At 62.2% G+C, this 14,472-nt stretch carries 8 protein-coding genes and 1 pseudogene; 6 read left to right on the top strand and 3 right to left on the bottom strand.

Going from position 1 to position 14,472, the window contains the following annotated elements:
* Positions 1-3: 3 nt before the first annotated feature.
* The 3 genes and pseudogenes from RBR25_RS10860 to istA all read left to right on the top strand — a co-directional run.
* Entirely contained in the window at positions 4-129 is a 126-nt protein-coding gene (locus RBR25_RS10860; RefSeq protein ID WP_432819572.1) for a hypothetical protein, read from the top strand.
* A gap of 22 nt (positions 130-151) precedes the next feature.
* Positions 152-4,315 (top strand): DEAD/DEAH box helicase, encoded by a 4,164-nt coding sequence (locus tag RBR25_RS10855; protein ID WP_432819571.1) that lies wholly within the window; start codon positions 152-154, stop codon positions 4,313-4,315.
* Between the two features lie 254 nt (positions 4,316-4,569).
* Positions 4,570-5,176: pseudogene (gene istA / locus RBR25_RS10850) on the top strand (IS21 family transposase); the annotation flags it as partial.
* Between the two features lie 1,135 nt (positions 5,177-6,311).
* On the opposite strand, the gene acnB reads toward istA, so the two are convergent.
* From acnB to RBR25_RS10835, 3 genes are all read right to left on the bottom strand, one after another.
* Positions 6,312-8,846, bottom strand: a complete 2,535-nt coding sequence (gene acnB / locus RBR25_RS10845; protein ID WP_432819570.1) for a bifunctional aconitate hydratase 2/2-methylisocitrate dehydratase — start codon at positions 8,844-8,846, stop codon at positions 6,312-6,314.
* A 359-nt stretch (positions 8,847-9,205) separates the two neighbouring features.
* Positions 9,206-9,394, bottom strand: a complete 189-nt coding sequence (locus tag RBR25_RS10840; RefSeq protein WP_432819569.1) for a hypothetical protein — start codon at positions 9,392-9,394, stop codon at positions 9,206-9,208.
* 8 nt (positions 9,395-9,402) lie between these two features.
* Positions 9,403-11,304 (bottom strand): ABC-F family ATP-binding cassette domain-containing protein, encoded by a 1,902-nt coding sequence (locus RBR25_RS10835; protein WP_432819568.1) that lies wholly within the window; start codon positions 11,302-11,304, stop codon positions 9,403-9,405.
* Positions 11,305-11,476: 172 nt separating this feature from the next.
* Here RBR25_RS10835 and RBR25_RS10830 point away from each other — a divergent pair, with 172 nt between their 5' ends.
* The 3 genes from RBR25_RS10830 to RBR25_RS10820 are packed head-to-tail and all read left to right on the top strand — an operon-like array spanning position 11,477 to position 14,472.
* Positions 11,477-11,716, top strand: a complete 240-nt coding sequence (locus RBR25_RS10830; protein WP_432819567.1) for a hypothetical protein — start codon at positions 11,477-11,479, stop codon at positions 11,714-11,716.
* A gap of 52 nt (positions 11,717-11,768) precedes the next feature.
* Positions 11,769-12,101 (top strand): hypothetical protein, encoded by a 333-nt coding sequence (locus tag RBR25_RS10825; RefSeq protein ID WP_432819566.1) that lies wholly within the window; start codon positions 11,769-11,771, stop codon positions 12,099-12,101.
* Between the two features lie 7 nt (positions 12,102-12,108).
* Positions 12,109-14,472, top strand: a complete 2,364-nt coding sequence (locus RBR25_RS10820; RefSeq protein WP_432819565.1) for a DNA internalization-related competence protein ComEC/Rec2 — start codon at positions 12,109-12,111, stop codon at positions 14,470-14,472.

The raw sequence follows: 14,472 nt of genomic DNA, 5'->3' as shown, positions 1-14,472 counted from the left end.
GTCTTGTGCCGCGACCAAATAGCCGGATGTTTCAACGGCAAGCCCCGTCGCCTCCCCCCCAAGCGGCGCCGCGCCATCAACACCGTCGACACCCCCTCCCCCGAGTGCTATCATCCCTGGCCGATTTGATTTCCTCCCGGAGGTCCGCCCCGTGTCCAACATCGATCCCGCCACCGAAAAACTTCTGACCGCCTTCCGCAAGCTTCCGGCCGTGGAACAGCAGGTCGCGCGGATGCTGGCCTTTTTCCTGGCGCCGGTGGCCCGTAGCAACCTCGCCGCATGCCTGACCCGAGCCGGGATCCGGCACGACACGGGGCGCGCCATTTATGGACCCAGCCTTCTGCCGCTCTTGCAAAACCTGCAAAAAGCCGGGCTGGCCACGGAGATTCAAGGGGGATTCCTGTTGCGCCCGGAGTTGCGGCATCCCCTTCTGCGCGAACTGGACCGGCAAGGGACGCTCCCCGATTTCGCCGAGGCGGTCAAGTTAAGCATCCGCAACATTTACTACAAAAGCCTGGAGCATTGCCTTCAGGATCTGCAACGAGCGATCTATCTGCGTGACCTGTCGGAAGTTGCACGGATTCTGGATTTTTACCACTCGCGCTTCGACGGTTCTCCCTATGGTCTGCTCTTCGACCGGGCTATGGACGGTGACTGGTTCAAGTCCCTCCCCCCCAACCTCTGGGCCACCATTCTGGTCGACCTGACCATGCGGGATTTCCTGCGACTGGCGCCGTCGGACGCGTTTAACATCCTCGACGGCTGTGTCGGCGACACTCCGGAGACGCCACTGAACGCGAAATACCATGTGGTTTTCTATAGGATCATGCGCGGCCGACTGCAAGCGGCGGAAGCGGCCATCGCGCAACTGCGCCTGCAGGCCTTCACCGAACTGACCGGAATCATCGCCCTGGCGCGGGGGCAGGTCGAAGAAGCCGTCCTCCTTTTTGAACAGGGGCTGACACACATCAAAAAGGAGACGGGCAAACGCAAGATCTGTTTTCCCGGGATGATCGGCGTCTTTCACCAGTTGGCGTTGCTTCGCGCCGGGCTGCCGGAATACCTGAAGAGCGCCGTCCAGTTGGCCGCCATCGGCTTGAAGAAAGAATCGGGGAGTACCCGCTTCCTCCTCGATCTATTGAGCCGGCTGGCCGAGGCAAAACAGGGGAGCAACCGCAGCGCCACGGTGCTGAAGGATTTTCTGCGCCGGGAAGACAGGTTGAAACCCTTCGAACATCTCATCCGCTGTCTGGTCGCCTTCGAGCTCAAGACCGATTTGATTCCCCCTCATCGCAAGACACTGTCCCAGGTCACGGAAGCCGCCCATGCCTCGGGATTTCTCTGGCTGGGGGGCGAAGCGCTTCTGCTGCTCGAAGCCTTCGATTCGAAAGGGAAGGTGCGACCCGAGTGGGCGACGAAACTCTTCGCCGAGGAGGGGATCACCGGTCTGACCGGGGGGAGGACGGACGAGCAAAACTGGCAGCGCTCCCTCAAGGCGCTCTTGACTCTGGGCTCCGGCGCGGTCGCTGCCGGGACATCCCCAACCGTCGCCGCCAAGGCCTCCCGTCTGATCTGGCTGATCTATGGCAAAGATTCTCATATCACTATCCAGCCCGTCGAACAGAAGCTGGGCGCCCGGGGCTGGAGCAAGGGGCGTAACGTCGCCCTGAAACGGCTGGCGGAGGAGAGCGCGCGTCTCGATTTCCTCACGCCCCAAGATCACAAAGCTATCGCCTGCATTCGCAAGGAACGAACCTACAACTACGGCTACTATGCCCAGATGGTCTACGAATTCGACATCGCCAAGACCCTGCGCGCCCTGATCGATCACCCGCTGGTTTTTAACGGAGGCCACGAGGAAGAGCCGCTGACCTTGGCCAAGGGGGAGTTCACCCTGGAAGTGCTGCGCGCCCAGGGGAAACTGAATGTGCGCCTGGCGCCCCTGCCCGATCCGGACAAGAATTTTTTCTGGAGTTGGGAAGGACCGACACGCTTGCGCCTTTACGAACCGACGGTGGAACAGCGGCGCATCGCCAGCATTCTCGGCGAAAAGCTGACCGTGCCCGAAACAGGGGAGAAGGAGCTCCTCGCCGCCATCACCGCCGTTTCCCCCCACGTCCTGGTCCACTCCGACCTGGCCGGGGAGAATCTCGCCGCCGAATCGGTGGAGGCGGACAGCCGCCTGTATCTGCTGCTGCGCCCGTCGGGAGCGGGAATCAGCGTCGAGACGCGGGTTTTCCCCTTCGGCGAGCGGGGCCCTCGCTTCCTCCCCAGTCAGGGCGGGGCGACGGTGATCGCCGAGATCGAGGGGAAAAAGCGGCAATGCCAGCGGGATCAGATTCTGGAACGACGGCGCCACGAAACGCTGCTACAAAGCTGGAGCGGTTTCGAGTCCTGTGCAAGCCACGATGGGTTCTGGCGATTGGAAGAGCCGCAAGAGGCCCTGGAACTGCTTGAAGCGCTGCACGACCTGCTGCGCGCCGATCCCGAGGACTATGTCCTGCGCTGGCCGGAAGGGGAAAAGTTCAGGCTGCGCGGCACGGCCTCGTGGGAGCGGCTGAAGCTGGCGGTACGTTCGGGCAAGGACTGGTTCTCGCTGGAGGGTGAAATCGCCCTCGACGCGGATCAGGTGCTGTCGCTGCAACGGCTGCTGGAACTCGCCGAGCAGGAAAAAGGCCGCTTCATCCCCCTGGCCGACGGGGAATTCGTCGCCCTCACCGAGGAATTCCGCCGGCGGCTGGACGAGCTGCGGCGGGTGGTGGACCGGCACGGCAAGGAACCCCGTTTCCATCCCCTGGCAGCGCCCTTGGTGAACGAGGCGCTGGGCGGCGTCGGCGGGCTCAAGGGGGATAAATCCTGGAAAACAGCGCTGGGACGGTTCCGCGCCGCCGAAGCCCTGCAACCAACGGTCCCCGCCACCTTGCGCGCCGAACTGCGCGACTATCAGCGGGAAGGCTTCGAATGGCTCAGCCGCTTGGCCCATTGGGGGGTCGGCGCCTGTCTCGCCGACGACATGGGCCTGGGCAAAACCGTGCAGGCGCTGGCCCTGCTCATCGACCGCGCCCCGTCGGGACCGGCGCTGGTGCTGGCGCCGACCTCGGTCTGTCTCAACTGGGAGAGCGAGGCCCGCCGCTTCGCGCCGACCTTGCGGCCGCGACTCTTCGGCGGCAGCGACCGGCAAGCCTTCGTCGAATCGCTGCAACCCTTCGATCTGGCGATTTGCAGCTACACCCTGTTTCAGCAGGAAGCCGAACGGCTGACCGGCGTCCGCTGGGAAACGGTGGTGCTCGACGAAGCCCAGGCAATCAAGAACATGGCCACCAAGCGCTCCCAGGCAGCGATGCAGCTTAATGCCGGATTCCGCGTCGCCACCACCGGCACCCCAGTGGAAAACCGCCTGGACGAACTCTGGAACCTGTTCCGCTTTCTCAATCCCGGCCTGCTCGGCTCGCACCAGTCCTTCACCGCCCGCTTCGCCCACCCCATCGAACGGGAGCGGGACAAGTCTGCCCGCACCCTGCTGAAAAAACTTATCCGTCCCTTCATCCTGCGCCGCAGCAAAAGCCAGGTGCTGGAGGAGTTGCCGCCGCGCACCGAGATCGTCCAGCGGGTGGAGCTTTCCACGGAAGAAGCGGCCTTCTACGAAGCCCTGCGACGCAAGGCCCTGGACAACTTGGGCGAGGCCGAAGAGCAGTCCCCCGGCGAGCGGCAGATCCGCATCCTCGCCGAAATCATGCGCCTGCGCCGAGCCTGCTGCCATCCGCGCCTGGTGCTGCCGGAAAGCGCCCTGCCCAGCGCCAAGCTCGCGGCCTTCCGGGAGATCGTCGACGAACTGCGGGCCAACGGCCACCGGGCGCTGGTCTTCAGCCAGTTCGTCGCCCATCTCGATCTGTTGCGGGCGGAATTGGACAAGGACGGCATCGCCTACCAGTATCTCGACGGCTCCACCCCGGCCAAGGAACGCCAAGCCCAGGTCGCCACCTTTCAGGCTGGACAAGGGGAGCTCTTTCTCATCAGTCTCAAGGCCGGCGGCGTCGGCCTCAACCTCACCGCCGCCGACTACGTCATCCACATGGACCCCTGGTGGAACCCGGCGGTTGAGGATCAGGCCTCCGACCGCGCCCACCGCATCGGCCAGCTCCGCCCGGTCACGGTCTATCGTCTGGTCGCGGCCAACACCATCGAAGAAAAGATCGTCGCCCTGCACGGCCAAAAACGCGAACTGGCCGACTCCCTGCTCGAAGGAACGGAAACGGCCCTACGCGTTTCGGCGGAGGACCTGCTGGAGTTGTTGCGGGAGGGGGGAGAAGGATAGAGAACGATTTGGCGGTCGGTGAATCAGGGGACTATGCCAGCACAATCGTTGACGACAGAATTCCCGGCGACACTGCCAAGTTGCGGATTCCGGGACCATCCGGCCACCGATTCCGCTGCAAACTGGGCCACCCGTTCCGGCGCAAACTGGCCCAGTTTCCTCCGGAATCGAAACGCGACGCTGGATAACCTGGTGTACAACCTTGGAAATTTTATTTTCCAGGAGGTGCACCGTTGGCAAACAAGAGGTTATCCATGCGCAAGATCAGAGAAACACTCCGTCTTCATCATGACAGCGGTCTCGGGCAACGCCCGATCTCCCGCTGTTTGAACATATCCCGCACCACGGTCGGCGATTATCTGCAGCGGGCCAACATGGCCGGGCTGAGCCGATTCACTGACCGATCAGCAGCTTTACAATCTGCTGTTTCCTCCTGCCGCTGCGGTTGTCTCTTCCCACCGTCCGCTGCCGGACTGCGCCTACCTCCACAATGAGCTTAAGCGTAAAGGTGTCACCCTGATGCTACTCTGGGAGGAATATATTGCCGAGCATCCGCAGGGGTATCGCTACAGCCATTTCTGTGAACTGTACCGCCGCTGGGCACGTAAACTGAAGATCTCCATGCGCCAGGTGCACAAGGCCGGGGAGAAGCTGTTCGTCGATTACGCCGGTCACACCCTGCCGATTGTCAATCCGCACACCGGCGAGATCAGCGAGGCCCAGATCTTCGTCGCGGTGCTGGGAGCCAGCAGCTACACCTTTGCCAAGGCGACGCTGAGTCAGGGCCTGTCCGACTGGCTCGGCTCCCACGCCCGCGCCTTTGCGTTCTTCGGCAGCGTGCCGGAACTGGTGATCATCGATTATGTTCCCGAGAACATAATCGGGAATCAGGCGCCTGCAGACCCCGCCGAAAAACTCCCAGGCTTCCTCGATCCCGGCGATCAGGGCATCCAGATCCTGACGATGGGTGAGGAAGACATACTGGTGCCGGCTGAACACCAGGGTTACCACCAGGGCGTGCAGCACCCGGTCCCTGCCGGTTTCGGGGTCGAACACCAGCCCCATGCGACCGAAATCGCATTGGGCCACCTCGCCCGGTTCGGTCTGGGCCATGCGCACCGTCACCTTCGGGCCGCCGAAGCCGAGGGTCTCCCGGGCATAGCGGTAGAGGGTGCTGTAGGTGACGTCGACCCCCATGCGGCCGAGTTTGATGTGGGCCTTGGTCAGGGACAGTCCGTCCGTCTCCAGCCAACCGGAAAGCAACTCGCGGTGGGGCAGAAGTGGCGCGCAAGCGCCCGGCTCCGATGGTCTACTCTGGCCACCGTGCACTTGGCAAAAGAAGGCCGCGGCGATCTCGGACAACTGATCGTCGGCAACCGAATTGGCAAAGCCATGCTCGGCGGCGAGCCCCAGGTAGTTGCGCACGGTCTTGCGGTCCATGCCTGTCGCCCGGGCAATGCGGCGCTGGCTGTCTTTGGCTTTCACCCTGCGTAAAAGGTCAAGAATATCCGTCACGCCGTACTCCTTGTGTGCCATGCCTTCCTTCCTCCAGCGGGGGAATGAAAGAAGGTTAGAAACAGCGCCGTGCCGATAATCTCAGGGGTGGGGGAATGCTCTTGAAAAAGGGGCGGAGGAATGCTCCTGAAAAATCAGGAGTTCAGGTGGGGGAATGGTCGTGAAAAATCACAAGTATCGGGCTTTGAAGATAGTAAGCCTTCTCACCCGGCGCGGCCGCCTCGTATGCGATTCCTGTTCGTCAGGCCAGTGCTTTGCCTGCGGCTTCCTTCAGATTCCACCTCGCGGTGGACACCCTTGCCGTCCGGCTAATCGTTCCCCTTGGCGAGCCGATAGAGGACTTCCACCTCCAATTCACGATTCAGCCACCACAGCTGAATCGATGGCGCTTACGCGCCACGCGACCTACCGGGCGCACCACGAAAATGCCCCTGCCGGGGAAATCCGGCAGGGGCATTTTTCTTTCGGAAAAACCCTCGGCTTACTTGCGGTAGCCGTTCATTTCATCAAACTGCAGGTATTTGTAGATCTGCTCAGCCTTGGGCGCGACCTTCTCCTTGTAAACCGCCAGATACTCGGCCGGAGTCGGCAGTTTTCCGAGGTTGGTAGTCACCGCGCCGAGTTCAGCGGAGCCGAGGTAGACCTTGGCGCCGGTACCGATACGGTCGTCGAAGTTACGGGTCGAGGTGGAGAACACATTCACCCCGTCGGGAACGCGGGCCTGGTTGCCCATGCACAGCGAGCAGCCGGCGATTTCGATGCGGGCGCCCACAGCGCTATAGACCGAGAAGAGTGCCTCTTCCTTGAGCTGCTGCTGATCCATACGGGTCGGCGGGCAGATCCAGGTGCGGACGTTGGGATTGAACTTCTGACCGCGCCAGATCTCGGCGGCGGCGCGGAAGTGGCCGATGTTGGTCATACAGGAACCGAGGAAAACGTCCTGAATCGGGGTACCGGCGACTTCGGAGAGGAGTTTGACATCGTCCGGATCGTTCGGGCAGGCCAGAATCGGCTCTTTAATGTCAGCCAGATCGATTTCGATGACGGCGGCATACTCAGCGTTGGCATCAGCCTTGAGCAGGTTGGGCGCCTTCAGCCACTCGTTGACGGCGTCGATACGGTTCTGCAGGGTCTGGGGATCCTGGTAACCATCTTCGATCATCTTCTTCATCAGGGCGACGTTGGAGCGCAAATAGGTGCAGACCGACTCCTCGGAGAGCTGGATGCAGCCGGCAGCAGCGGAGCGCTCGGCGGCGGCGTCGGTCAACTCAAAAGCCTGCTCAACGGAGAGATTGGGTAGACCTTCCATTTCAAGGATGCGGCCGTTGAAGATGTTCTTCTTGTTCTTTTTGGGCACGGTCATCAGACCCTGTTTGATCGCCCAGAAGGGAATAGCGTTGACCGCGTCGCGCAGGGTGATGCCCGGGTTGAGCTGCCCCTTAAAGCGGACCAGCACCGACTCGGGCATATCCAGGGGCATGAAACCCATGGCGCCGGCGAAAGCAACCAAACCGGAACCGGCCGGGAAGCTGATGCCGATAGGGAAGCGGGTGTGGCTATCGCCACCGGTGCCGACGGTGTCGGGCAGCAGCAGACGGTTGAGCCAGCTGTGGATGACGCCGTCACCGGGACGCAGGGCGACACCGGCGCGCTCGGCGACGAAATGGGGCAAGGTCTTGTGCATCTTCACGTCCGCCGGTTTGGGATAGGCGGCAGTGTGGCAAAAGGACTGCATGAACATGGGCGCCTGGAACTTGAGGCAGGCCAGTTCTTTCAGTTCGTCAGCGGTCATCGGGCCGGTGGTATCCTGGCTGCCGACGGTGGTCATCTTCGGCTCGCAGGCGGTACCGGGGAGAATACCGGCAACGCCGCAGGCCCGGCCAACCATCTTCTGCGCCAGGGAGTAGCCCTGACCGGCCTTGGGCACCGGATTGACCGGCTTGGTGAAGACCTCGGTCTCAGGCAGGCCGAGAGCGGCGCGGGCCTTGCTGGTCACGCTGCGGCCGATGATCAGCGGAATACGGCCACCGGCGCGGAATTCGTCGGGAACGGTATTGGGCGCAATTTCAAAGGTGGTGATGACCTTGCCGGCTTCGTTGGTCACTTCCCCCTTCTTGGTATTGATGACGATGACGTCGCCGGTGTTCATGCCGGTCACGTCCATCTTCAGCGGCAGGGCGCCGGAGTCTTGGGCAGTGTTGAAAAAGATCGGGGCGATAACGCCGCCGATAATGATGCCGCCGGTCTTCTTGTTGGGCACGGCCGGAATTTCATTGCCAATGTGCCAGAGCACGCTGTTGCAGGCCGACTTGCGGGAGGAGCCGGTGCCGACGACGTCACCGACAAAGGCAACCTGGAAGCCATCATCGCGGAATTTGGCGATTTCGGCGTTGCCGGTAGGGAAGCGGGTCTTGCCCATGGCCAGGGCGTGCAGCGGGATGTCGGGGCGGCTCCAGGCATCGCCGGCCGGGGAGAAATCGTCGGTATTGATTTCGCCGTCAACCTTGTAAACCTTGACCTTGATGGTTTCGGGCATGGCCGGCTTGGAGGTGAACCATTCGGCGTTGGCCCAGGATTCAACAACCTTCTTGGCGGCGGCATTGGATTTGGACAGCGCCAGCACGTCATCAAAAGCATCGTAAACCAGGGTGATGCCGGAAAGGGCGGCGGCCGCGTCGTCGGCCAGTTCGGCATCCTTGAGGGCTTCGACCAGGGGGTTGACGTTGTAGCCGCCGATCATGGTGCCGAGGATCTTAATGGCATCCTTCTTGTTGATCAGCGGAGAGCTGACCGCGCCCTTGAGGAGCTTGCCGAGGAAATCGGCCTTGACTTCGGCGGCCGGGTCAACCCCCGGGGAGATGCGCTCCTTGAACAGATTCAGCAGAAAGCTTTCCTTGCCGGCGGGGGGTGCCTGCAGCAGCTTGCAGAGATCGGCGGCCTGCTCGGGGTTCAGGGGAAGCGCGGGAATGCCTTGGGCCTTACGCTCTTCCTCATGTTTCAGATATGCTTCGATCATCTCTCTCCTCCTCAATGTAGTGGGGACGTTCTTTCCTCGCGAAGCGGCCCCTTGAATACGGCCGACAGAGGTCTTTATCGAAAGACTGCCAGTTCGGCGAAAAAGGTGCGCGAAGGCGCGCTACGGAACCGGAAACTTGCATACTGTATACGATTGAACGGGAGATTGTCAACGCGGAAGTCGTTCAAAAATAAACCCTTGGCGGGGCAGGAAAAAGGGTTCCTCCTGAGGGAGGGATTAAAATGACGGGATAAGGAAAGCGCTGCAAACGACGGGGCAGAGAATCCGCCATTTAACGCGGACCGGTGAATTCAATCCCGAAAAACCTGACGCCGTCTCCCGGCGTAGCGTGAAGTTCTTCAATATCGCCTACCTTCCTGATCCCAGAACCGACGGGCTCCGTAGTCGCTCCTGTCAAGCAGATCGACCATCCGGGCATCTTCGGAGAGGGGCGCCAGGCAGAAGAGATTGCCGCCGACGGTCTCGCAGGGGAGAAACTTCCAAACAAAGGGAAAAGCGTCGTTGTGGAGAAGTGAACGGGCCGGCAAAAAACCCCTTACCCCCCCTGATTGCGGGTTTCCAGCTCTTCCCAGCGTTCGAACAGCTGTTCCAGACGGGAATCGAGTTCCTGCAGCGATTCGGCCACTTCCGCCAGGCGCAGATGATCCCCCAGGCGGGCCGGATCGGCGAGCAGCCCTTCATAGTCGGCTTTGGTCTGCTCCAGTTCGGCAATTTCCCGCTCTACCGCTTCCAGTTCGCGCTTTTCCTTGTAGCCAAGACCGGTCTTCTTCCGCGCCTTCGGCTCGACCACCGCCGGCTTCACTTCCAGCTTGCGCGCCTGCCGTTCATCCTCCGTCCGCAATTCCTGAAAGCGGAGGAAATCCTCGTAATTCCCCTCGTAATAGGCCACCCGGCCGGCCTCTTCGAAATGGAGGATACCGGTGGCGATCCGATCGAGAAACCAGCGGTCGTGGGTCACCACCAGCACGCAACCAGAAAAGTCGGCGAAGGCCTCTTCCAGCACCTGCATAGTGGGAATGTCGAGATCGTTGGTCGGCTCGTCGAGAATCAGTAGATTGGCCCCTTTCAGCATCAGACAGGCCAACAGCAGCCGCGCCCGTTCGCCGCCGGAGAGGGTACTGATGCGTTTGCGCTGCTCTGCGGCGGGGAAGAGAAAGTCTTCCAGATAGCCGATCTTGTGCCGTTTCCGGCCGGCAACCTCAACCCACTCCCCCTCCCCCAGCGCTTCATGGACAAACTGCTCGGGATCGAGCCCGCTTCGGGCCTGGTCGAGATAGCCGATGCGCGTATTGCTGCCGACCACAACCTCTCCCGCCGCGGGTTTCAACTCGCCCAGCACAGTTCTGAGCAGGCTGGTCTTGCCGCAACCGTTAGGACCAAGGATACCGATGCGCTCGCCCTTGCGGAGGATGAAGGAGAGTCCCGCGACCAGGCGCCGGCCGCCCAGTTCGATCTCCAGGTCCTGGAATTCGAGAATGGTGCCACCCAGGCGTTGCTCGGCGGCAAATTCGAGCTTGACGTCGCGCACCCGCAAATCCTTTTTCTGTCCACGCAGTCCCTCAACCCGACCGATACGCGCCTTCTGCTTGGTGGTGCGCGCCTTGGCCCCCCGATGCAGCCAGGCCTCCTCCCGCCGCAGCAGGTTCATCAGACGACCCTGGGCCCGGCCTTCGGCTTCAAGCCGCTCCTGCTTCTGGCGCAGGTAGTCGCTGTAGTTCCCTTGATACTGGGTCAACACCCCCTGTTCCAACTCGAACATGCGCCCCACCACCCGGTCGAGAAAATAGCGATCGTGGGTCACCAGCATGACCGCGCCGGGATACCGGCACAGCATGATTTCAAGGGCGGCGACGGTTTCGGCATCGAGATGGTTGGTCGGTTCATCAAACAGCAAAAGTTCGGGTTCGCGCAAAAACATCGCGGCCAGGGCCACTTTCTTGACCCAGCCGCCCGACAGTTCACCAACCCGTCGGGTCGGGTCGACGATACCGAAACGCCCGGAGATGTCGGCGATGCGATGGCCGAGATCCCAGGCGCCATGGTGGTCGAGCCAAAGCTGCAGGGCCTGCTGTTCCGCCAGCAGCTTCTCCCCTTCGTCGGCGTCGGCGGCAGGCAGGCGCGCAGCGATCTCGTAAAATCGGGCAAGATTCCGGCGCGCTTCCGCCAACGCCCGTTCCAGGGTCTCGGCGATGGTCAGATCGGGGTCGAGTTCCGGTTCTTGGGGCAGATAGGCAGCCGTCAGCCCCCGCTTGCGCATCACCTCACCGCCATCGGCATCTTCTTCCCCCGCCAGCACCCGCAGCAGGGTCGACTTGCCACAGCCATTACGACCGATGACCCCGACCTTCTCCCCCTCGGCCACGGCAAATGCCAGTCCGTCAAGCACCAACCGCGCGCCATAACTCTTGTACAACCCGTTGACATCAATCACGTTCATGCGCTTCGTCCTCTTGAAATCACTCCCCGTCAGCAACCGGGCGGCCTCATATATACATGGATGCGGCAAAAATGCCAAACAATCCCGGGCCAGGGGGCCGACGAATATTGTGACTTATTCTGTCACACAATGGGTGGATCATCGGGCCATCAAACCAGAAAGGATAATGGCCATGTTTGAAATATTGATGTTGCTGGGCTTTCTCACCATCGGCTTTTCCCACCTGCTTCTTCCTTCGGCCCCGCCGCCGAAAGCGGAAAAGCCGACCGCAAAAAACTCACCAGCGCTTGAGCGCCGGCAGCCCCGGGGGCAGCGGCTGCCGGCATCACGGCACGCAAACGAAAAGCCCGCGACCCGCCGGGAAAAACCCTCGGCACCGGTCACCCTAGGCAAAATCCGGCGGCTGTGCTAACGTAGCCGTCAACCCGCGCTTCGGGTCAACGACCTGTTTGGGAGGCCTGCTTTTGTTCAAGACACACAACCTGGCGACCCTGCCTTTCTGGCTGGTTCTCTCCTTAGCCCAGCGGCCAGAACTCGAAGACACCCTCCCCCCGATTCTGGAATCCTTCATCATTGAAGCGGAAAATGTCCTTTTTCGGCAAGGGACCGAACCGACCAAAAGACACCTGCTGGAAGAGACGGGCGCCAGGGTCACCCCTTTGCGGCCGTCCCGGTGCGCCTCGCAAGGGGGAGACTACCGACGACTGGTCGGTCTGCCTGCGGAAGGCGCGACGCCGAAACCGACCCGGCCCAATCGCCTGACAGCCCTGCTTGCGGCCATCGGCGCTCCGCGCTGAGAAGAAAATGGGGATCTGGCACTACCTGACGGCCTATATCATCGGCCTGGCCGGCTCTCCCTATCTCCCCGCCCCCTGGGATTCGCCCACGCTTCCCGGCCTCTGCGCGTTCACCGCCGGGCTCTGCGCGCTCTTCTTCCGCCGCCTCGGTATCGTCCCGCCACTGCTCTTCTTTGCCCTGCTGGGCATCGCCTTTTATCAGGAAGCCCTCACCCCACCGGCCTCCCCCCGACACATTCGCGCTTTCGCGGGCGACCAGCCCTGGATCATCGAAGGGCGGATCCGCACCCTGACCCCGCGGCCGGAAAGCGGTCTCAGCCTGGAAGTGGCTACGGAAAAAATCAGCGACGACGAGGGGAGTCGAGCCGTCTTCGGCATTTTGCGAGTTTCTATCGACCATGGGGAAAGCCCGGCGCGCACCGGCAGCCGGGTCCGTTTCAGCGCACGGTTTCGTGAACCCCATACCTACGGGCTCCCCGGTGAGTTCGACTACCCCCGACATCTGGCCTATCGGGATATCTTTGCCACGGCTCACCTGACCAACACCCGCGAACTGGTGGTCTTCACCGATTCGCCGGGGGTGATACGAACTCCGGCACGCCTGCGGGAACGCCTGGGCGCGGCCATCGACGGAGCGGTTTCCGCCAAGGCGGCGCCGCTGGTTCGAGCCCTGGTCATCGGCGACAAGAGCACCCTGCCCGAAGAAGATCGCGAGCGCCTTGCCCGAGGTGGGGTCGCCCACCTCTTCGCGATTTCGGGACTACATCTCGGCTTGGTCGCAGCCCTGCTCTATGCCGCCGCCAACCACCTCTATCGCCGCTCCGAGCGCCTGCTTCTGCTGTCCCCGGCGCGTCGGCTGCTGCCGCTGCCGCTGCTGGTCCCGCTCTTCGGCTACCTGCTGCTCACCGGCGACGGCATCGCCACTCGCCGCGCCTTTGTCATGCTCGCGACGGTCGCGTTGCTGATGCCGTTGAACCGGCGCACGCCACCGCTGAAACTTCTCGCCGGGTGCGCCTTTCTCTTCCTCCTCGCCGAACCGCTGATCCTCTTCCAACCGGCCTTTCAACTCTCCTTCGCCGGACTCTTCGGCATCCTCGTCCTGGTGCCCCGCTGGTATCCCGGTTCACGGCTTCGTTCAAAATCCTTGAGGTACCTGGTCGGGCTCGCTTTGACCACCGTCGCGGCGACGATCACCACAACCCCGCTGGTCCTGGCCAACTTTCACCTGCTAGCCCCCGCCGGACTGGTCACCAACCTCTTCGCCGTCCCGCTCATCGGCCTCGTCGCCGTTCCCCTCGGTCTGGGCGGAGCGCTCCTGTTCCCCTTATGGGAGACAGGCGCAAACCTCCTTTTCACCGCCTGTGCCGAGGTCACCCTCGGAGTGCTGGAACTGGTCGATCGGATGACCGCTCTCCCTCTTTTCGAAGCACTGACTTGCTACGCTTCCCCCATCTTTCTGGCGGGCGCCGCGCTTCTCGCCGCAAGCCTGTTGCTGCCCGGCGGATCCCGGCGATTCCGACTGGCACGAGCCGGCTGCGCCCTTTTGTCCGCCCTGCTGTTCATCGCGCCTGAACCGTCTGTGTCGGAGGTGGTCGTCACGGCCCTCAGCGTCGGTCAGGGGGACGCCACCCTGGTGACGTTGTCAGGAAATCGGCACTATCTCATTGACGGCGGCGGCTCCCACGACCCCCGGTTCGATGTCGGCCGCCGTCTGCTCGCCCCGGCCCTCGGCCGACTCGGGGTACGCCGCCTCGAAGCGGTGATCCTCACCCATGATCATCCCGATCACAGCCAGGGGCTCGTGCGGATTCTGGAGGACTTCCCCGTGGCCGAATTCTGGACGGCTCAGCCCCCCGAGCGGCTGAATGAATCCCTGCGCGGCGCCCTCGCCAAGAGCGGGGTTCCCATCGTCATTCCGCCGCCCGGCTGGAGCCTGCGCTACGAAAAAAAAGGTGAAGCGATCCGGACTTTCACCCCGCAGCAGATGACGGACAATCTTAACGATGCCTCTCTCGTTCTGCTTGTCCGGCATGGCAACAATGGCGTCCTACTGACCGGCGACCTGGAGGAGGCGGGGATCGAACAGCTTCTGGCGCACCCCTTGCCTCATCCCGTCAATCTGTTGAAACTGCCCCATCACGGCAGCGGTAAATGCCACCCGGAAAGGTTGTACGACGAAGTGCATCCGAAGCTCGCTTTCGCTTCGCTGGGATTGGGCAACCGCTTCCGGTTTCCCCACCCCCGGGTGACAGACGCCCTGGAAGCGCGGGATATCCCCCTTTGGCGCACCGACCTCCACGGCTCTCTGAGATTCCTCAGCAATGCCCTTACCTGGCAAGCAACCCATTGGAACAAAAGGCTATTCCGTTGA

The sequence above is a fragment of the Trichloromonas sp. genome, assembly GCF_034006665.1.
Classification (GTDB): Bacteria; Desulfobacterota; Desulfuromonadia; order Desulfuromonadales; family Trichloromonadaceae; genus Trichloromonas.
Note: the sequence above shows the minus strand (reverse complement) of the source record. Positions and strands in the feature narration are given on the sequence as shown.

What these genes read in the sequence shown, in the direction of transcription:
- acnB (WP_432819570.1), bottom strand. Translation starts at nt 8,846, where the DNA reads ATGATCGAAGCATATCTGAAACATGAGGAAGAGCGTAAGGCCCAAGGC.
- RBR25_RS10835 (WP_432819568.1), bottom strand. Translation starts at nt 11,304, where the DNA reads ATGAACGTGATTGATGTCAACGGGTTGTACAAGAGTTATGGCGCGCGG.
- RBR25_RS10830 (WP_432819567.1), top strand. Translation starts at nt 11,477, where the DNA reads ATGTTTGAAATATTGATGTTGCTGGGCTTTCTCACCATCGGCTTTTCC.
- RBR25_RS10820 (WP_432819565.1), top strand. Translation starts at nt 12,109, where the DNA reads ATGGGGATCTGGCACTACCTGACGGCCTATATCATCGGCCTGGCCGGC.